The organism is Psychrobacter sp. AOP3-A1-26 (assembly GCF_052378235.1).
In the GTDB taxonomy this organism is placed as follows: Bacteria; Pseudomonadota; Gammaproteobacteria; order Pseudomonadales; family Moraxellaceae; genus Psychrobacter.
This window is the reverse complement of record NZ_JBQSXN010000026.1, coordinates 18,055-37,167: the sequence shown is the minus strand read 5'-3', so window position 1 is coordinate 37,167 and position 19,113 is coordinate 18,055. Positions and strand designations below refer to the sequence as shown.

The window sequence follows — 19,113 nt, the reverse complement described above, 5'->3', positions numbered from 1 at the left end:
TTTTAAAACCGCCCTTAAACATTGGTAAAATAAGAAAAACACGGTTCACATATAGTAAGTTCAATATAAAAGCGGTACGGCGGCGGGACTGGTATACCTTTCTTTAAAATATAAGCTTTGCAGCCTTTGTCAGCGTAGACACAGCAAGCCAGAAAAATTTATACCAGTTCCGCGTCATATCATAACGCATCTGTTTTATTTAGAACCGACTATAGAACCGTTTTATTATCAACACATTAGCTAAACAGTATTTATTTGATTAAAACACTAGAATTACGGCTGAGCAAACAATCCACTATATGGTGACATGAATGGCAAAAACGTCTGGAAAGCGCTTTATGAAACTCGCTGGTATGACCGCAAGCATTGCTGGCAAAGCAGCTAAAAACTCATTTAGGCATCTCTCAAGTGACGAAGAAAAACGTCTGCAAGCGCGCTCAGAATTAATGCAAGACGTGGGTATCCAGATAGCCGAAACGCTTGGAGAAATGAAAGGTGCGGTGATGAAAGTGGGGCAAATTGCTTCACAGTATAAAGACGTCTTTCCACCTGAGGTTGCCACCGCTTTAGAGAAGCTACAAAAAGATGCGCCGCCCATGCCCTATGCGCAGATACGGGCGCAAATCGAGCGTGAACTTAACGCGCCTGTCAACGAATTGTTTGCTGAGTTTGAAGAAACCCCTTTTGCTGCCGCTTCTATTGGCCAAGTACACAAAGCCACACTGCCAACGGGACAAAAAGTGGTGGTCAAAGTCCAGTATCCTGACGTCGATGAGAACTGTGATAGTGATCTCAAGCAAGTACGTATGGCGCTAAAAATCGCTGGTGTACTTAATATGAGTAAACAGTTACAAGAACAGCTGTTTAACGAGATTCGCCAAAGCTTGCACGATGAGCTGGACTATATTAAAGAAGCGCATAACTTGCGAGTGTTTGGGGCTTTTCATGCAGAAGATGAAGGACTTATCATTCCTAAAGTCGTTAGCAGCCATTCTTCCAAACGGGTTTTGACCTTGACCGAAGAGATGGGCGAAACGTTAACAGTCGCAGCGACATGGGACAATGACATCAAACAAGAAATAGCAAAGCGACTGTTTCACTTTACTGCAGGACAGTTATTTGGCTTGTACCGTATGCATTGCGACCCACATCCTGGTAACTTTGCTTTTCGCAAAGATGGTAGCGTCGTGGCTTATGATTTTGGGGGTATTCGGAGTTATAGTGATAGCGAAGTTAAATTGTTCCGCCGTTTTGCCAAGCATGCTATTACAAGCGATACGACTGCCCTTGAACAAGACCTTGTTGCCTTAGACATTCGCCGTGACGATGATAAAAATATTCCGGGTGAGTTCTATGAAAAATGGCTCTCTATCGGCCTAAAGCCTCTCTCTATCCAGCCTTATCAAGAAGGCGCTTTTGATTTTGCTAGTAGTGAAGTCCATCACGAAGCCATCGCCCAAATGCGTACTTCGTTGAAGTACTTTGGACAGTTTCAGCCTTCTGCGACGACCATGATGTTAGATCGTACGGTATCAGGGCAGTACTGGAACTTGGTCAATTTAGGCGTTGAGATTGACCTATCACCACTCGTTGATGAATACATAGAGGTTTAATTCGAACGACAATTAAATGTGTAGGGCATGGCCACAACGATCACAAAACTCTGCCCCTACCGCATGTCCAAACTTACCACAATTTGGACAGGCTATCGGGTTCAGCTGCGGACGCATATTACGCGCTAATTCAGCCGTAAAAATACCCGTTGGTACGGCAATAATGGCATAACCGGTAATCATAACCATCGAAGCAATTGCTTGACCGATTGGCGTTTTTGGTGACATATCGCCATAACCAGTTGTGGTGACCGTCACCACCGCCCAATAAATAGATATCGGAATACTGGTAAAGCCATTTTCTGGCCCTTCGACCACGTAGACAACCGCACCAAAAATCGTGACCAATAGTACTAATGATAAGAAAAACACCGTAATTTTTTGCTGACTGGTTTTGAGCGCTGAGGCCAAAAAACCCGCTTGCTGCATGTAGGTGTTGAGCTTAAGCACACGAAACACGCGTAAGATACGCAGTATGCGAATAACTAATAGATACTGTACGCCGCCGAATACTAGGCTCAAGTAGCTTGGCAGTACTGACAATAAATCTACTATCCCAAAAAAACTGAACACATAACGCAAACGGTTGGGTGCTGAAAACAACCGCAGAATATACTCCATCGTAAACAAAATGGTAAAAAACCATTCTGCATAGCGAAACAGTATGCCATATTGCAAACGCATATATAGCACACTATCCAGCATGACCACAGCCACACTGGCCAAAATCGCAATCAACAATACGATATCGAACAGTTTACCCAGACGGGTGTCTGTCCCTTCAATAATGATATGAATGCGGTTACGCAAATGGGTAATGGCTTCAGCGGTGGGTTGCTTCATAGAGTCAGTAACTTCATAATATCAATGGCTTGATAGCAACCAATGACTTAAAATGTGATAGATAAGGTCAAGTTAGTCAAAATACCTAAAACTGGTTTATAATATTGCTCACTTATCATTGTGAATACAATCTATAAGTTGCCACAGTGTAGCAAAAAAGCACTCTCAACAACATAAAAATCGTTAATGTATTAGTAGCTCTATTGCCTTAGACAAATAGAATTACCCTATTATAAAAATACTTTTTTTAAGCATAATAAATAAGACGCAGAATTTAAGGATATTATATGGCAGGCCATTCAAAATGGGCAAATATCAAACACCGCAAAGCCCGTCAGGATGCGGTAAAAGGCAAAGTATTTACCAAAATCATTCGTGAAATCGTTTCTGCAGCCAAGCAAGGTGACGCTGATCCTGACAAGAACCCACGACTGCGTGCCGTCATTGAAAAAGCACTATCAGCCAATATGACTCGAGATACCATCAATCGTGCCGTGGCTCGCGGTACTGGCGGCGATGACAATGAAAATATGGATGAAGTGAGCTATGAGGGCTATGGAGTGGGCGGTGTGGCTGTATTGGTCGAAACCTTGACTGATAATCTTAACCGTACCGTTAGTGAAGTGCGTCATGCGTTTACCAAAAACGAGGGCAACCTTGGTACTTCAGGTTCGGTTGCCTATTTATTTACTAAGCGCGGCGAAATTACCTTTAATGACATCAGCCTAGAAGATGAGGTGATGCTGGCAGCGTTAGATGCAGGCGCGCTGGATATCGAAAACGATGGCGAAAGCCTACTTGTTATCACTGAATGGGAAAGCTTTGGTCAAGTCAAAGATGCGCTCAATGCGGCAGGACTAGTGTCTGATAACGCTGAAGTCACCATGTCTCCATCAACCAGCGCCGAAATCGATAATGTCGATGATGCCGAAAAAGTCATGAAAATGATTGATATGTTGGAAGATATCGATGACGTCCAAGAGGTTTATAGTAATGTGAACTTCTCTGCTGAGGTGATGGCTGAGCTTGAGCAATAACATCATCACATAATCAACTATCAGTTGTTCAATAAAAAGCCAAACGTTTTTAGCGTTTGGCTTTTTTGTGTTTAGTAGCGCGTGATACGTGCTTAATTCACATTATGTTTTGCAACTGACCCCTTCAAGCGCTAACAAGTATTCTTTTTTATCTAGCCCGCCTGTATAACCACCGAGCTTACCATCGCTAGCAATGACTCGATGGCAGGGAACGATAATACTAAAAGGGTTTTTACCGTTAGCATTGGCCACCGCACGATAGCCTTTGGGATTACCTACGTTTTTTGCCAGTGTGGCATAACTGATCGTTTCACCGTGATTGATGTCTTGTAGTGCGCGCCAGACTCGCTGCTGAAACTCAGTGCCCAGCGACAGATCTAATGGTAGGTCAAACGCTTGGCGATCACCCTTAAAATATTCGTCTAATTGTTTGATAGCTTCTAGTAACAGAGCTTGGGCAGGTTCGCTTTCGCTTAGGCTATCTTTGTCAATAAAGGTAAAGTCCTGATCGACAAGGTTGTAATATTTTTTAAGTTTCGGAATAGATTTGGAGCTGTGCCAAGCGTTACCTGCCAGCAGCCAATTGGCTTCAACCAGTTTAGGACTGCTATGCTCATTAACACTCGCGATTAACGTTAATTGGTGCAATCCAAAAGTGGCTGTGGTGACTATCATGGCTTTTCCTTCCAAATCGTTATACTTCCAAAACTTCTTCATCAACTAAAACGATCTATCAAACACTACTCTTTATCATCAGTCTCAAATAACGCTGCGACAAACTGCTTAGGACTAAAGGCACGTAAATCATCAATTGACTCACCAACACCAATATAACGAATAGGCACATCCGTCGTTTCAGCAATATTAAAGACCACGCCGCCTTTGGCAGTACCGTCTAATTTGGTAATGGTAATACCTGTCAATGGCACCACTTTATTGAATAGCTCCACTTGGTTAATCGCATTTTGACCCGTGCCCGCATCAAGTACAATCATCCCTTCATGCGGGGCGCTTGGATCGGCTTTACGCATCACGCGCACCACTTTTTCAAGCTCTGCCATCAGGTGGGTTTTATTTTGCAAGCGACCAGCCGTATCGGCTATCAATACATCGATATTTTTTGCCTTAGCAGATTGCATGGCATCAAAGATAACTGACGCACTATCAGAGCCATGACCTTGCGCCACGACTGGAATACTATTACGCTCACCCCAAATTTGCAGCTGTTCAGTTGCCGCGGCACGGAAAGTATCACCAGCGGCCAGCATGACTGACTTGCCCTCACCTTGTAGGCGTTTGGCCAGTTTACCGATAGTGGTGGTTTTACCCACACCATTAACACCAACGACCAAAATAACAAAGGGTTTTTTGCTGCTATCAATGACCAGCGGCGCAACTTTTGGCGTTAAAATATCGACCAATTCAGTTTGTAGTGCCTTATACAGCGAGTGCGCATAAATCAAATCACCACGGTTCGTCTGTTCGGTGAGGCTTTTGATAATACGGTTGGTGGCATTGACCCCGATATCAGCGACGAGCAACTGGTCTTCAACCTCTTCTAACAGCTCATCATCAATCTCTTTGCCACCAATCAAGATACTGACCATACCTTCGGCTAGGTTTTTACGTGACTTGCTCAGCCCCGTTTTCATGCGGTTAAACCAGCTGCCCTTTTTCGTATTGCCTTGAGCCTCTTGCAATTCTACTTCTGATTGCTGCGGAGTCGTCACTTCTGTACTGCTACTATCAGGGCTAACGTTTGGACTATCCCCCAGTTGCTCCTGCAATGGCATGGTTGGGATATTAGGAACGGCACTGGATTCGCTCGCCACATTTTTATCAGTTGCAGCGTTGTCAGTTGTTGAAGAAGCACTTGTGAAACTTTCTGAGGTGTTTTTAGCGCTACTTTGCTCGTCTGTCATGACAATAGGCGTACCCAAAGCGACACTTTCATCATTGGGTGCTTGGGTATTAGATACTTGAGTTTCTACAACCTCTTCCGACTCATCAATAATGGGCACAGATTGCGCCGGCAGACTGGGTAAGGTAATATCATCGTCATCTAAATCATCAAGGTCGCCATCAAGATTGATGACCACACGATTGTTATTATTTGGGTTATTCATAAGCTTGCCCTAAAAGTTATCACTATCAGTTATTTGTTTATTTTGAATGGCCTATATACCGTCATGTTTTTACTCTAGATATGACAGATAATTTTAGCCTAGTTTAGCATAATTCGAGTGGCGCTCAGCCCTTACCGTCTTAGACCATGGTCAAAAATTGCAACTTTAAAAGGCACGACAATAGACTGAGAAAGTTTCGCTTAAGATTTGGACACAAAAATCTGACCCTCTCCATGCTAGACTTCGCCTACTCTACCAAGTCTTACTCTAGGGTGTGTCTTCATTTTAAAATGATTATAAAAATGAGATAAGTTGCAGTCAAACGAGGAAGATAGCGTAAATAATATCGGGATATTAATCAGCTATTTGACGATGTTTGGCAAAATTTAGCCATTTTTAGCCCATTTAGATACAGTCGCTTGAATTGAGGACATGCCTTAGGGTTTGCTACTTATTCAACATCGCATATTCGACAATCACCGGTTAGGAGTTACTTATGTCATCACTATCTCATACTCGTAAAAAGTATAGTAAAAAGACCGTCAGTATCAGCGCAGCACTATTGTTAACCACGATGGTGCTATCAGCGACAGGCTGCAATACTACTCAAGAATTCAAGCCAACGGCCAGTGTGATGGTTGGGGCGCATAAATCTTTATAAAGCCAACTATCGTTAGCATTGATAGTTGATACATCAGTTTATGATTCGCCATTTTATGAGTCATCTGTTTACAAGTTGCCATCTTATATAAGTAGAACCTACCATGCCATTGTCTTTACCATTATTCATGCCTAACACTTCACTACGCATTGCCTGTACCCTAGCAATGGCCACCGCACTTGCTGCTTGTCAGACCAATACCATTGATTCTAATCAACGCTCGTCTGTTCAGAATCCAATGACTCCAAACACCTCAGAGCAAGATAAAGCAAGTCAAAATCAAGCGACCGCAGACACTCAGCAATCAGCATTGACCATGGATATGTCGGGTCGACATGAATATCAGCTAGAAAACGGTCTAAAGGTAGTGGTAAAAGAAGACCATCGTGCACCAGTAGCGATGACCCAGATTTGGTATCGAGTTGGTTCAGCAGATGAGCCCGTTGATAAAGGCGGCATCTCGCATTTGCTTGAGCATATGATGTTTAAAGGCACCAGCAATGTTTCAAGCGCGGATTATGAACGCTTGATTGCCAAATTTGGTGGGGTCAACAACGCCTTTACCAGCTACGATTATACAGGCTACTATGAGCTGTTCCCTGCCAATCGCTTTCCTTTAGCATTAGAGCTCGAAGCGGATCGCATGAAAAACTTAGTATTTGATGAAAAAGAATTCGTCAAAGAGCATCAAGTGGTCATGGAAGAACGTCGTCAGCGTACCGATGACAATCCACTTGCCAAAGCTTACGAATCATTCCGCTTACTCGCATTGCCTGATAGCCCTAAAGGTGAGTCAGTTATTGGCCCAATGAACGAGCTTGAATCAATAACACTGCCAGAACTAAAGGACTGGTACCAGCAATGGTACGCGCCAAACAATGCAACCTTAGTTATCGTAGGCGACGTTGAGCCGACAGAGGTATTAACTCAGGTCAAACGCTACTTTGGTGAGCTCAAAAAAAGCAATCTACCCAAGCGCCCTGCCATCAGTCAAAAAGGCTTCCGTGGCTATCAACAAACTGACTCCGAGCAAGCGGTGCAAGTGCCGGTTTTATTAATGGGTTATAACGTCCCCAGTCTCGTCACTGCTGGTGCAAAGGATGAAAAGCAAGCATATGCGCTGTCATTAGCCCAAGATGTATTAGATGGCGGCCTGTCCGCACGCCTCGAGAGTCGGTTGATACGTGAGCAAGGAGTGCTGACTACGGTAGGCACGTCTTATGATTTGCTGGATCGCGGCGACGGGCTGTTTTTGATACAGGCGACACCGCGTGAAGGCGTGAGCTTAGATCAAGCACAGCAAGCCATCATTGCTGAAATAGAAAAGCTCAAAACCGACCCGATTGCCGCTGATGAAATCGAGCGTGCCAAAACCAATACGGTGACGGGGCTTGTCTATGCGCAAGACAGTATGGAGGGTCAGGCACGTATGATTGGCTCGTTACAATCTATCGGTCTAGATGACAGACTGCTTGCTGAGTTACCAGCTAGGCTTGATAATGTAACGATTGCTGATATAAAAGCGGCCAGCAAAAAATATTTAGTAAAGGATAATTTGACGGTGATGCATATCGTGCCGCCTAAAGATAAAGCAGAAACAAAGAAAAAATAGCGCGGTGTGTTTCATTTATTTAATGCAAAAATTTTTCATAAAGCCTTTATTAATAAGAAGAAAACCATGACCCAAAATACTACTTTCAACATTAACAAAACGACTAAAAAGAAGACTGTTTTGCTGTCATCAATGAAACTATCAATGAAACTATCAATGAAAACAAAGTCTAAGCAGCTACCCAGTTTGAGTGTGGGCTTATTTTTAGGGCTGACCACATTGAGCATAACGGCTCACGCAGATATAGCTGATGCTGAAGACTCTCGCTCCCATGCAGCAGCAGTCGATACCAGTGCACCAATCGCAGCACTGTCAAAGCTGACCAGCCTAGATGATGCCAAGCCTCTAAAGGTTACAGTACCAAAGATTCAGCAGTTTAAAACCAAAGCAGGTGTGCCTGTACTTTTTGTACCGACGACCGCATTACCGATCGTCGATATTGATTTGCGCTTTAATGCTGGTAGTGCTCGCGATAGCAGTATAAAGCAGGATGGTTTTGGCATTGCCAATATGGCCGCAACCATGCTTGAACAAGGCTCCAAGCGTTTAGATGAAAATGAATTCACGCGTGCGGTTGAAACCTTGGGCGTTAATTTAAGCAGTAGTGCTTATAAAGATATGTTTATGGTCTCGCTGCGCAGCTTATCTGATGACAAGCATCTACTACCTGCCAGTGACTTAATGACTCAGATGGTCACTGAGCCGAGCTTTGATGAGCAAATCTTAGCCCGTAACAAGGCACGCTTACTGGTCGGTTTGCAGCAGCAAAAACAAGATCCTAACAGCCTTGCCAGTATTGCATTTAGTCAGGCACTGTACGGTGAGCATCCTTACTCCCATCCATCGGTTGGTACGCTTGAAACAGTCCCTACTATTGAAAAAAAACAGCTGGTGGATTTCAAAAACCGCTATTTAGTCGCGGCAAATGCCTCTGTTGCCATGACAGGCAACCTAACCTTAGAACAAGCCAAAAAACTGGCTGAAAGTATCACGGCTAAATTACCTACTGGCCAGCCCGCCGCTGAGCTACCTGAGCCAAAATCCCTGAGTACATCAAAGCATATTCACATACCATTTCCCAGTACTCAGACCACCGTACTCATGGGGCAGTTAGGTAGTAAGCGCGCCACCAACCCAAAAGACCAACAGCAGCAAACCAATTTTGCTGTCGGTAACGAAGTCATGGCTGGGGGAGATTTTAATGCACGACTAATGACGGAAATAAGGCAAAACCTTGGCTATACTTATGGCATATCAGGCTCGATGAACCCGATGCTGGCGCGTGGACCTTATCAAATTGGGTTTTCAACTCGTAATGACAAGGCTCGTGCTGCGATTGATGCCAGCCTAGATGTCATTAATGAAACTTTAGACACAGGTATCACTAGCGATGAGATGCAACTGACAACAGATAATCTCAAAAATAGCTTCCCAATGGGTTTTGCGAGCAATGCGGGAATTAATGGCTTACTCGGTATGATGAATTTTTATCAACTGCCGAACAGTTATTTGTCAGATTATGTCAATCGTATTGACCAAGTTAAGCTCTCTGAAGTCAACCAAACGATGCGCAGTACCCTACAGCCTGATGATTTTTTAATTGTCACTGTTGGTCAAAACGATCCTTGGAAAGATAAAAAGACCAGTAACTAACTATAGATAATTCGCTTTAAAATGGCTATATAAAAAAGGATGGGCGATGCTATTAACATCGCCCATCCTTTTTTTTGTTTTATCAAAAAACAAAATATTTAATTGGAAACAGTCACTGCCACGTCATACACAAAATGTTCAGGCTTATAAGTTGCCCCATTATAGGACAATCGGACCACGTGCTTGTCATAAGAGCTGACCTGATAATCCCCGTTAGCAAAGTCGTGCAGCGTTGGCACTATTAGTAATGCTTCGATTTGACTGTCGTTAGTACTCACCGAAATATGCTGACCATTTCGCGGGTATAAAAAATAATCACAGTGATTATCCACCATCACTTCTTCGGTACGCTCAATAACCTGACTGTCTATTTCTTCTTGTATCAATTTTGGACAAATATTGGAGCGTTTTGATGCCAGACGCGCATAAGAGTTCTTAATATTGTTTTGAATATCTTTGGCATCTTGCAAATTTTTATCCGAGCCAGAGTCAGATTGTTCTGCCGCTATTGAGCTGTCATCAGAGAATGTGTCTGGGCTGCAAGCACTAATCAGCACTAAAGAGAAAAAACCTGCAGCAAATAAAGCCACGTACGTATTGTTTGATTGCAAAAACGTTTTTTTTGATTTATTAGACCGATTATTTTTTGTATACCGCTGTTTCATAAACCTTACTTACCATAAGTGCTATTTTAAGCCATGTATCACTTTTTATAACCTTGTGATTGACCTCATAGGCATATTATAACGCTTCTAACCCTCTTTTATGACTCTTAGCCAGTATTTATTTACCCTTCTGATAGTTTCAACTTATACTATTCACCAAAATTAGAGTAGCAAGGAAAACGAATGCAAGTACTACACACTGTAGACTAAACGAGCTTGACACAGCTAATCGTACTTTTTGGGTTTCAATTCATTTAATAACGGCAGGAGGAACTGCTACTGGCATGGTTAAAACCCCATTTACGATAGCCTTCGGTATCGAGATGAATCGCGCCTGTAGAGTATAAACCTAAGCCGAAATCATGAGATTGTCCCTGATATTGCCAAAACTGGCATAGGCCATCCTGCATAGTACTAAGCTGCCATGGGCTACCTTCATAATCAGGTACCCAAATATCCATAGCCCCTGCGGTCATATGTTTACTAGCGCTGGCGCCGCCTGCACAGTCATTTAGTCCTGGACTACGATATACTGAACGTATCTCGGTGCTCGCCGGCAAAACTCCTTGGCTTTTTAACTCACTGTATAAACGTAATGTTGGCACAATATTCGCCCATAGCTCCTGCGGGGGCAACTGATACGGCTCATAACCGCACTTACTCCAGCTACGAGCAGTAGTCAGTAGCTGAGACAATGGCGGCACATTTTGCGCACCAACTCGTGAGCCAAGATAACGCTTATAATCGTTTACCTGCCTAGCACGGTAACTATTACTATTCAGCCATGCATTAAAATTCATATTGGTAAAGTCGTTACTACTAGTGCTATAAGTCGTGTTATGGCGTGGTGTGCCTTTATTGGTATTGACTCGTTTGTTCTCTTCTATCGATAAGCTGGCATCGAATTCAAACTCACGCTGTTTTTGTTGAATAAGTCCTTGCATACTATCGCCACTTACTCTATCTGCTCCACTCAACATAGTTACACCACCGCTGTAGCCACCTTTTTGATTAGCATTACTGCGGGCAGAAGGCGAAATATAGGCGTTAGAGCTGTCACTATCAGCGCTGCTGCCATGGCGAATTTGGATACGGCGCTCACTATTGTCGCTTATAATCGCGGCATGGGCAGAGATGCTACTGGCACAAATAACTAAAGCGATGACAGGCTTGTGCATTTGCTTATAAATAGGTTTTTTTGTATTTATCATTGCAAGAAACTACCGCTAAAAACGTTTTATCGATACTATCAAATTTTAAGCAAGCACGCTAAACTATCGCAACGAATCAGTAGCGGCATATTCGTAATTAACACTTATCCTTATAGTTTTTATAATTACGTGACTTTATTACCAGCAAGTTACTTTATTCTCTATTATCTGGTTGAGTGAACACTTTATAATCACTGATTATCCACTTGTTACTTATCAAACAAGATTTTTCTTTCACACCAATGGTCAGTCACACTTTGCCTATGTCTTCGAATCTACAGTATCGTTTTTCACGTCAGAGCCATCATTTAGGTCAAGGTCATGCACCAACGCTATGGCAGCGCATTCATATCGATCCATGGTTGACTCTCCTGCTGCTGACGGTTTGCTGTATTGGTTTGACGATTTTGTATAGTGCTGCAAGTCAAGATGTGGGCATGGTCATACGCCAAATGGTCAGTTATGGCGTAGCTTTTACCGTTATGTTCGCTATGGCACAGATACCGCCTAGTATTTATCGTGTTTTTACGCCCATATTTTATGTGCTTGGATTAATTTTATTGGTATTGGTCGATATCATTGGTGAGGTACGCATGGGCGCTCAGCGCTGGATTGAATTACCAGGATTTGGTAGCGTGCAACCCTCAGAATTCATGAAACTTGGCATGCCCATGATGTGTGCTTGGTTTTTGTCCAAACGTGACCTGCCGCCGTCTGCTTCTAGTATTGTTATAACCTTGGCATTAATCATCGTCCCTGTGTTATTGATTGCTAAAGAGCCTGATCTTGGTACATCGTTATTGGTAGCAGCAAGCGGTATTTTTGTACTGTTTTTAGCAGGTCTATCATGGCGCTTGATTTCAGCTGCCGCCATCCTAGCAGTACCTCTTCTCGCCATCGTCTGGAATTTTCTATTGCATGACTATCAGCGGACGCGAGTATTAACAATGCTAAACCCTGAAGCTGATGTACAAGGTGCTGGCTGGAATATCATCCAATCCAAAACCGCTATTGGTGCCGGTGGACTGACTGGAAAAGGCTATTTAGAAGGTACGCAATCACATCTACATTTCTTACCAGAAGGCCATACTGACTTTATTATTGCCGCTTTTTCTGAAGAATTTGGCTTATTAGGTGTTTTATTATTGATGTTTATTTATTTGTGTTTATTGATGCGCGCCTTGTATATTGCTTTTGATCATACCGATGTTTATAGCAGGTTATTAGCGGGTGCTATTACCATGTCTTTCTTTGTTTATGTATTTGTCAATGTCGGTATGGTTGGTGGGCTTTTACCTGTGGTGGGGGTTCCTTTACCTTTTATCAGCTATGGTGGTACTGCCATTGTGACTTTAATGGCGGGTTTTGGTATACTTATGTCTATTCATACTCATAAGTCTCCTTAACTTCATTAGGGCCTGTTGAGCATTCAAAAGTATGTAAATCGATAACGATAGCTTGCCTATAATTTGTCGCTGTGACAGTGATTATCGCAAAGACAAATTACTCATTTTACAGCCACAATGCCCGTCATTTTCCACTTATCTATTAATACCAATCGGTATTTATCCTTGTTTTTTACAAAAAATTGCGTTAATCTCTTTTTACTGTCTGTTGATACATAACACGTACACAGCTGCTAAATAACTTTGCATTCGATTATATTTTAGTCGTAGATTGTCCGTATAGTTAGCAAACTATGAATTCCAGAGTTTCAAAGTCACTACTTAATTAACGGTTTAATAACAAAGAAAAACGTAACACGCTTTAAACCCTTTACTAATTTAGCACTGTAAGAAGGTTTGGAAACTCAATACATAGTGAAATCAGTACGCAATCTTCATTTTTAGATTATGTGCTTAACTCATATTATTAATTATCATTCAAAAATATCATAAGCTGGTTCGGTCATATTACCGCTAACCCCTTATGATAATACAATGAAAAATTACCATACATTAAAACCCATAAAAGCCTCCATTTGATATCAATCTCTATAAGAATGATCGATTGATAGTGAGTCTTTAGAGTTTGCGACACGGTTAGATTGGTCTAATGCGGTCGCACTCAATCTAAGTTTATTAGAGTTAGGTTTTGATGTATAAGTTATAGAGGTATCTATGAATAAGCGTTTATCTGGTTTACTCACCATGTCAGCTGTTTTGTTTGCTGGCTCTACAATCGCTACTAGTGCCAACGCTGTAGAAGCAAAAACCACGCTTGCGACATTTTCGCAAGATAACGCCTCCCACATCGATCGTGTGCTTGGTGAGCTTAGCCGTCAGCATGATGGTGCATCAAGCTTGGTCAAATCAGCACGCCAACCTACGTCATTAGCGCTTAGCAGCCCATTGTTGAGCAGTGATACGACGCAAGCATCCAATGATGAAGACGTATTGGAGCGTCTGACAGCCGTCGCCTCTAATTCAGTCAGCAAATTTAAGCAGACAGGTTTAGCTTCTTGGTATGGTCGTAAGTTCCACGGCCGTAAAACAGCCAGTGGCGAAACCTTTGATATGAATGGTTTGACTGCTGCTCATCGCTCATTACCATTGAACTGCTATGTTAAAGTCACCAATAAAACCAACGGTAAAAGCGTGGTGGTAAAAGTGAACGATCGCGGTCCATTCCACGGCAACCGTGTATTAGATTTATCTTATGGTGCTGCTAAACAACTTGGCATTACCAATAAAGGGGTCGGCAACGTCGCTATCGAGCGTGTTTCAGGTCCATAGTTGTAAACCTTTAACGTTTTAGACCATGAGCGGTTTAAACCTTTAACGGTTTTTTTATAATGCAGATGCAGCCTTCTACAATAGACTGTCAGCTTTAAATAAAAAGCGCCTAACTTAATTAATAGTTAGGCGCTTTTTTTATGATCTTTGATTGTTTAAGTTTAGCAGATTTATGCTTAAAAACTATAGTTCAAACGCGCTTTCAATCGCATCATCCAAACGCTCAACAGCAATCACATTAATACCCTTAAACTGAGGAGAACCCTTGGCAGGCGCATTGGCTTTAGGGATAATAGCGTGTTTAAAGCCATGTTTCATCGCCTCTTTTAAACGCTCTTGACCATTGGGTACTGGGCGAATTTCACCGGACAACCCTACCTCACCAAATACAGCTAACGAAGACGGCAAAGCTTTTTCTTTGATGCTCGAGGCGCACGCCAACAGCACCGCCAAATCCGACCCTGTTTCTATCACCTTAACACCGCCGACGACGTTGACATAAACATCTTGTCCACTGGTATGAATACCTCCATGACGATGCATCACGGCGAGCAGCATGGACAAACGCTGAAAATCCAATCCCAATGCCATCCGTCTTGGAGAGCCTTGAGAGTCATCAACTAAGGCTTGTACTTCTACTAATAGCGGTCTTGTACCTTCGCGACTGACCATGACCACAGAACCTGCAACAGGTCTGTCATAACGGCTCAAAAATATGGCCGATGGATTGGCGACTTCTTTCAGCCCCATATCGGTCATACCAAAAATTCCTAGCTCGTTTACTGCTCCAAAGCGGTTTTTGACCGCACGAATCATGCGAAAACGCGAATCTGATTGACCTTCGAAGTATAAAACCGTATCAACCATATGCTCAAGTACACGTGGTCCTGCAAGTGTCCCTTCCTTAGTTACATGCCCTACTAAGAATAATGCTGTACCAGTCTGTTTAGCATAACGGGTCAAGATAGCCGCAGACTCACGAATCTGGCTGACACCGCCTGGGGCAGAATTAATGGCGTCGGTATAAATGGTCTGAATAGAGTCAATAATGGCGATGGCAGGTTGCTCTTGGGTTAATGCCGCACAGATGGTCTCTACATTGGTCTCAGCAAGTACGCGCAATCTATCAGCTGGCAACTCCAAGCGTTTGGCACGCATGGCTACCTGCGCCAATGATTCTTCCCCAGTCACATATAATGCACTGCCTGCTAAAGAGTCGGCCTTTGCCATGTTGGTCGCTGTCTGTAATAGAATAGTCGACTTACCGATACCGGGATCACCACCTATCAGTACCACAGAGCCGGCGACCAAACCACCTCCCAATACCCGATCAAACTCACTGATACCCGTTGGCAGGCGTGTATCCAAACCGATACTAACCGCATTGAGCGGCATCACTGCACTATGAGTACCGGCATAGTTGCCAGCTGGTGTGCCACCGGACGAATTTCGTGGCGCTGCACGAGTGGCAGGCTTAGCAGTACTTTTATTATGATGCGGCATACTGACGTTTGGTGCTTCAACCAAGCTATTCCACTCGCTACAATCGGTACATTGCCCTGCCCACTTACCAAAATGCGCACCGCAATGCTGACAGACATAACTGCTTTTATTTTTTGCCATAATGGTTGGGCCTTATTCAGGTAAACTATTGAGAATAATTAATAGGGGCTGTATAGAATAGAAGGGATGGCACTTAGTGTCGGAAAAGTGTCAGAAGAATCTGCAGCATGTTAAATATCTTCAAATAATACTGCACAAATAGTGCTGACTGACATCAAGGTGGTTTCAATGCGAGATGACAACGGTTGACGCCTGATATCCACGCCCTAGAAGGACGTGGTTTTACGGCGCTTTTTGATCATAGTTTGATTGGCTGATCTATACCTGAAAGTCTTTACCAAGATACACAGATTTCACAAGCTCATTGTCTAAGACCTCTTTTGCTGTACCTTCAGCGATAATGGCGCCCTCTGAGACGATATAGGCTTTTTCGCAAATGGCCAAGGTGTCGCGAACGTTATGGTCAGTGATTAACACCCCAATACCACGATTTTTTAGGGTTAGGATAACGTCTTTAATATCACTAACAGAGATAGGATCAACGCCTGCAAAAGGCTCATCTAATAAGATAAACTTTGGATCAGCGGCCAAAGCACGGGCGATTTCACAGCGACGACGCTCACCACCAGACACGCTCATACCCAATGATTTTCGTACGTGCTCTAAATGGAACTCACCGATTAATTTTTCAAGCTCTTGCCGCTGCTCATTAGCACTCAACTCTGTACGAGTTTGTAAGATAGCCAGTATATTATCTTCAATAGATAGCTTACGAAAAATAGAGGCTTCTTGGGGTAAGTAGCCGATACCTGCGCGCGCACGCTCATGCATGGCATATTTAGAGAGGTCCATTTTCCCCAAGGTGACACGGCCTTTATCCATATTGACCAGCCCTACTACCATATAAAAGCTGGTGGTTTTGCCTGCTCCATTTGGACCTAATAGTCCAACGACCTGCCCTTGTTTAACAGAGAAGGAGACATCTTTTACCACCCAACGTTTGCCATAGCGCTTGCCCAAACCTTGCATAGATAAACGGATGGCTGGCACAATATTATCATTTGTTGCTAAAGAGTCCATATTTTTATTATCACTCATAACTTATAGGTATTTCTAAATAAAATCGATATATTAGGGGCTGTATAGAATTCAGCCCCTAGTAAACACACGCTACTGTTATAAACTTTTCTTGCTTGCTGATCGCAAGCGTGACGGAGGCTGCGAAAAATTTAAAACAGTAACACTTGTATCTGTTTTCAAGTGCATCAACTTACTTTAAAAGGGCATAATTCGAGCACTGATACAGATGTATTCACCTATCGATAGCGACAGTTAGGTTAGCGTATGCTGCTTTGGCTGTTGCTATTGTTGGGCGGGAACACCAGCTCCACTCGCTGATTACCACCAGCAGTCGCTTCGACATCGCCAGCTTTTAGGCTATAACGAATGACATTGCCCGCAAAACTAGCGCCATTTTGAACCAGCTTGGCATTACCAGTCAGGGTAATGATACCTGTGACTGCATTATAATCGATTTTATTTGCTTGACCTTTTGCCAGACCTTTTTCTTGGGTGACAACCTGCTGCATGGTTGCTGGACGCCCAGTCGCGACTGCGGAATTAATACTACGACCTTGAGATAAATTGACAGTAATATTGTCGGCGGTCATCTTAAACGTACCTTGGGTAATAACCACACTGCCCGCGTAACTTGTAACACCTGTACGCTCACTATAGGTAGCCTTATCCACCAGCAGCTTAATTTGCTGATTGGCATCTGATGGTAATGCATGACTATAAAGCGGCAATGCTAACAACATGACCACTGGTAGCGCACGCAATTTTTGTAGACTAGGCGTTGTTAGGTTTAGAGCTGTCGACAATGAGCGTAAAGTAGGCAAAAATTTAGATGTCATAAAAATTACTCGTTTTATAATGGGTAGTAGAATTTGCAAACTTTATACTAGGGCATGTCATCAATTAGCACATTTAATCATTTAGTGGTCTTAAAATAGCTAAATTTTGCCAAACATCGTCAAATAACTGGTTAATATATCGATATTATCTGCGCTATTTTCCTTGTTTGACTGCAATTTTGCTCATTTTAAGCCTCACAATCTAAATGATGACACGCCCTAGCTGCTTTTGTCATATGTTTTTAGTATCATGGATTTTTAATAGTGAGTACATACTTAATGAAAGCAACTGTCGTTAGAACAGTGCTTTATCTTGTCGCTCAGCCGGGGTGAAAGCAACCGCGACTTGGCCAAACTCATACTCACCTGTCTCAAGATTGGCGGTCATGCTAGAGGCTTCAAAGCGGTTCATCCCTTGTTCAATCTTAACAGGCTCCTCACTATATACTTGTCCTGATTTGGTATTGCCTTTCAGAGTATTACCAATCACTTTTATCGGCGCGATATCAGGCGCATCTTTATTGCCTTCACTAGTCAATGTAAAGCCACCAGAGAGACTCAGATCGCCTGTCTGCTGACTAATAGCCGCACTACCTGCTTCAATACGATAGCGCTGCTCTGTAGAGGGTTCCCAATCCATAGTAATACCAGACATCTCATCCAGATTGGTCTCTGGATTGTGGGTCAACGATTCGGCGGTAAGCTCATACTCAGTTTCGCCTTTGTCGTTAGTCTGTACAGCCTTAATATCGGTCGCTTCATAATCAACATCTGTTGCTTCGATACTAACTGGTGGCGTTATCTCTCCTTGCTGTTTAAAAAACCAGCCTGCAATACCAGCGAGAATCAACGCCAAAACAATTAAAATACGTGTATTCACGACGATTTATCCTGATTTTGGGTCTCATCAAGCGTATAGTGGGCGATAAAGTCTTGATAATGTCCATGACCTTTTAAAATAAGATCGCATATTTCACGTACAGCGCCAGTACCTCCTGCGCGAGTAGTAATCATATCACTGCGATTGATAACCTCTACATGAGCATTCGGCACTGTTGCGGCAAATCCCACCGTTTGCATCGCTTTAATATCTGGCAAATCATCACCCATATAAGCACAGTCAGCAGCAGTAATACCGAGCGCTGGATCGAGGGTTGATAGCAATTCTTCCAAGGCAATAAGTTTGTCATCGCGACCTTGCACCACGTAATCAACGCCCATCTCAGAGGCACGCTTATCAACCATGGCACTGCTACGACCAGTAATAATAGCGGTCAAAACACCATAACGTGCCAACGACTTAACGCCAACGCCATCATGGACAGAAAATGCCTTGGTCTCGACACCATTGGCATCATAGATAATTTGACCATTCGATAAGATACCATCGACATCCATCACTAATAGCTTTACTTGTCCGGCTTTTTTTATTAAGTCTTGCATCATTTATCTCTTATTATATTAAGGCGTATTAAATG

17 protein-coding genes are annotated in these 19,113 nt (G+C 43.0%); 7 read left to right on the top strand and 10 right to left on the bottom strand.

From position 1 onward, the window contains the following. Positions 1–311 precede the first annotated feature (311 nt). Complete coding sequence (locus ACT3TU_RS06490) at positions 312–1,613, top strand: ABC1 kinase family protein (protein WP_192524064.1); 1,302 nt, start codon at positions 312–314, stop codon at positions 1,611–1,613. Between the two features lie 12 nt (positions 1,614–1,625). Here the strand turns inward: ACT3TU_RS06490 and ACT3TU_RS06485 are convergent, their stop codons facing one another. Then, complete coding sequence (locus tag ACT3TU_RS06485) at positions 1,626–2,456, bottom strand: ion transporter (RefSeq protein ID WP_192524063.1); 831 nt, start codon at positions 2,454–2,456, stop codon at positions 1,626–1,628. Between the two features lie 287 nt (positions 2,457–2,743). Here ACT3TU_RS06485 and ACT3TU_RS06480 point away from each other — a divergent pair, with 287 nt between their 5' ends. After that, entirely contained in the window at positions 2,744–3,493 is a 750-nt protein-coding gene (locus ACT3TU_RS06480) for a YebC/PmpR family DNA-binding transcriptional regulator (RefSeq protein WP_192524062.1), read from the top strand. A 102-nt stretch (positions 3,494–3,595) separates the two neighbouring features. Here the strand turns inward: ACT3TU_RS06480 and ACT3TU_RS06475 are convergent, their stop codons facing one another. Both ACT3TU_RS06475 and ftsY read right to left on the bottom strand, forming a co-directional pair. Then, positions 3,596–4,168, bottom strand: coding sequence for a methylated-DNA--[protein]-cysteine S-methyltransferase (locus ACT3TU_RS06475; protein WP_192524061.1), 573 nt, complete (start codon positions 4,166–4,168; stop codon positions 3,596–3,598). A 65-nt stretch (positions 4,169–4,233) separates the two neighbouring features. Next, the gene (ftsY, locus tag ACT3TU_RS06470) at positions 4,234–5,145 is read right to left on the bottom strand and encodes a signal recognition particle-docking protein FtsY (RefSeq protein ID WP_263973714.1); all 912 of its coding nucleotides are present in this window, start codon (positions 5,143–5,145) and stop codon (positions 4,234–4,236) included. A gap of 970 nt (positions 5,146–6,115) precedes the next feature. Between ftsY and ACT3TU_RS06465 the strand changes: the two genes are divergently transcribed. The 3 genes from ACT3TU_RS06465 (at position 6,116) to ACT3TU_RS06455 (ending at position 9,545) form a co-directional block, all read left to right on the top strand. Continuing rightward, positions 6,116–6,280, top strand: a complete 165-nt coding sequence (locus ACT3TU_RS06465) for a hypothetical protein (protein WP_192524060.1) — start codon at positions 6,116–6,118, stop codon at positions 6,278–6,280. A gap of 103 nt (positions 6,281–6,383) precedes the next feature. Next, entirely contained in the window at positions 6,384–7,892 is a 1,509-nt protein-coding gene (locus ACT3TU_RS06460; RefSeq protein WP_192524059.1) for a M16 family metallopeptidase, read from the top strand. Positions 7,893–8,048: 156 nt separating this feature from the next. Beyond that, positions 8,049–9,545: a M16 family metallopeptidase gene (locus ACT3TU_RS06455; RefSeq protein WP_225736940.1), complete on the top strand. Its 1,497-nt coding sequence runs from the start codon at positions 8,049–8,051 to the stop codon at positions 9,543–9,545. A 98-nt stretch (positions 9,546–9,643) separates the two neighbouring features. On the opposite strand, the gene ACT3TU_RS06450 is transcribed toward ACT3TU_RS06455, so the two are convergent. Together ACT3TU_RS06450 and ACT3TU_RS06445 are read right to left on the bottom strand one after the other, a co-directional pair. Further along, positions 9,644–10,135, bottom strand: a complete 492-nt coding sequence (locus ACT3TU_RS06450) for a hypothetical protein (protein WP_192524057.1) — start codon at positions 10,133–10,135, stop codon at positions 9,644–9,646. A gap of 329 nt (positions 10,136–10,464) precedes the next feature. Beyond that, positions 10,465–11,421: a D-Ala-D-Ala carboxypeptidase family metallohydrolase gene (locus ACT3TU_RS06445; protein ID WP_192524056.1), complete on the bottom strand. Its 957-nt coding sequence runs from the start codon at positions 11,419–11,421 to the stop codon at positions 10,465–10,467. A gap of 263 nt (positions 11,422–11,684) precedes the next feature. Between ACT3TU_RS06445 and rodA the strand changes: the two genes are divergently transcribed. Both rodA and ACT3TU_RS06435 read left to right on the top strand, forming a co-directional pair. Beyond that, entirely contained in the window at positions 11,685–12,827 is a 1,143-nt protein-coding gene (rodA, locus tag ACT3TU_RS06440; RefSeq protein WP_192524055.1) for a rod shape-determining protein RodA, read from the top strand. A 714-nt stretch (positions 12,828–13,541) separates the two neighbouring features. Next, on the top strand, positions 13,542–14,156 hold the full coding sequence (locus ACT3TU_RS06435; RefSeq protein ID WP_192523551.1) for a septal ring lytic transglycosylase RlpA family protein: 615 nt from the start codon (positions 13,542–13,544) through the stop codon (positions 14,154–14,156). A 183-nt stretch (positions 14,157–14,339) separates the two neighbouring features. On the opposite strand, the gene radA is transcribed toward ACT3TU_RS06435, so the two are convergent. The 5 genes from radA to ACT3TU_RS06410 all read right to left on the bottom strand — a co-directional run bounded on the left by radA (position 14,340) and on the right by ACT3TU_RS06410 (position 19,078). Beyond that, positions 14,340–15,779 (bottom strand): DNA repair protein RadA, encoded by a 1,440-nt coding sequence (gene radA, locus ACT3TU_RS06430; RefSeq protein WP_192523552.1) that lies wholly within the window; start codon positions 15,777–15,779, stop codon positions 14,340–14,342. A 258-nt stretch (positions 15,780–16,037) separates the two neighbouring features. Then, complete coding sequence (gene lptB, locus ACT3TU_RS06425; protein ID WP_192523574.1) at positions 16,038–16,799, bottom strand: LPS export ABC transporter ATP-binding protein; 762 nt, start codon at positions 16,797–16,799, stop codon at positions 16,038–16,040. 257 nt (positions 16,800–17,056) lie between these two features. Beyond that, entirely contained in the window at positions 17,057–17,539 is a 483-nt protein-coding gene (gene lptA / locus ACT3TU_RS06420; RefSeq protein WP_192523575.1) for a lipopolysaccharide transport periplasmic protein LptA, read from the bottom strand. A 391-nt stretch (positions 17,540–17,930) separates the two neighbouring features. After that, the gene (lptC, locus tag ACT3TU_RS06415; protein WP_192523553.1) at positions 17,931–18,515 is read right to left on the bottom strand and encodes an LPS export ABC transporter periplasmic protein LptC; all 585 of its coding nucleotides are present in this window, start codon (positions 18,513–18,515) and stop codon (positions 17,931–17,933) included. Next, positions 18,512–19,078: a KdsC family phosphatase gene (locus tag ACT3TU_RS06410; RefSeq protein WP_192523576.1), complete on the bottom strand. Its 567-nt coding sequence runs from the start codon at positions 19,076–19,078 to the stop codon at positions 18,512–18,514. Before ACT3TU_RS06410 ends, lptC begins: the two co-directional genes overlap by 4 nt. Between the last annotated feature and the right edge of the window lie 35 nt (positions 19,079–19,113).

Bases quoted from the DNA above. Each gene is read 5' to 3' on its own strand.
- ACT3TU_RS06490 (WP_192524064.1), top strand. From the start codon at position 312: ATGGCAAAAACGTCTGGAAAGCGCTTTATGAAACTCGCTGGTATGACC.
- ACT3TU_RS06485 (WP_192524063.1), bottom strand. From the start codon at position 2,456: ATGAAGCAACCCACCGCTGAAGCCATTACCCATTTGCGTAACCGCATT.
- ACT3TU_RS06480 (WP_192524062.1), top strand. From the start codon at position 2,744: ATGGCAGGCCATTCAAAATGGGCAAATATCAAACACCGCAAAGCCCGT.
- ACT3TU_RS06475 (WP_192524061.1), bottom strand. From the start codon at position 4,168: ATGATAGTCACCACAGCCACTTTTGGATTGCACCAATTAACGTTAATC.
- ftsY (WP_263973714.1), bottom strand. From the start codon at position 5,145: ATGAAAACGGGGCTGAGCAAGTCACGTAAAAACCTAGCCGAAGGTATG.
- ACT3TU_RS06465 (WP_192524060.1), top strand. From the start codon at position 6,116: ATGTCATCACTATCTCATACTCGTAAAAAGTATAGTAAAAAGACCGTC.
- ACT3TU_RS06460 (WP_192524059.1), top strand. From the start codon at position 6,384: ATGCCATTGTCTTTACCATTATTCATGCCTAACACTTCACTACGCATT.
- ACT3TU_RS06455 (WP_225736940.1), top strand. From the start codon at position 8,049: ATGAAAACAAAGTCTAAGCAGCTACCCAGTTTGAGTGTGGGCTTATTT.
- ACT3TU_RS06445 (WP_192524056.1), bottom strand. From the start codon at position 11,421: ATGATAAATACAAAAAAACCTATTTATAAGCAAATGCACAAGCCTGTC.
- rodA (WP_192524055.1), top strand. From the start codon at position 11,685: ATGTCTTCGAATCTACAGTATCGTTTTTCACGTCAGAGCCATCATTTA.
- ACT3TU_RS06435 (WP_192523551.1), top strand. From the start codon at position 13,542: ATGAATAAGCGTTTATCTGGTTTACTCACCATGTCAGCTGTTTTGTTT.
- radA (WP_192523552.1), bottom strand. From the start codon at position 15,779: ATGGCAAAAAATAAAAGCAGTTATGTCTGTCAGCATTGCGGTGCGCAT.
- lptB (WP_192523574.1), bottom strand. From the start codon at position 16,799: ATGGACTCTTTAGCAACAAATGATAATATTGTGCCAGCCATCCGTTTA.
- lptA (WP_192523575.1), bottom strand. From the start codon at position 17,539: ATGTTGTTAGCATTGCCGCTTTATAGTCATGCATTACCATCAGATGCC.
- ACT3TU_RS06410 (WP_192523576.1), bottom strand. From the start codon at position 19,078: ATGCAAGACTTAATAAAAAAAGCCGGACAAGTAAAGCTATTAGTGATG.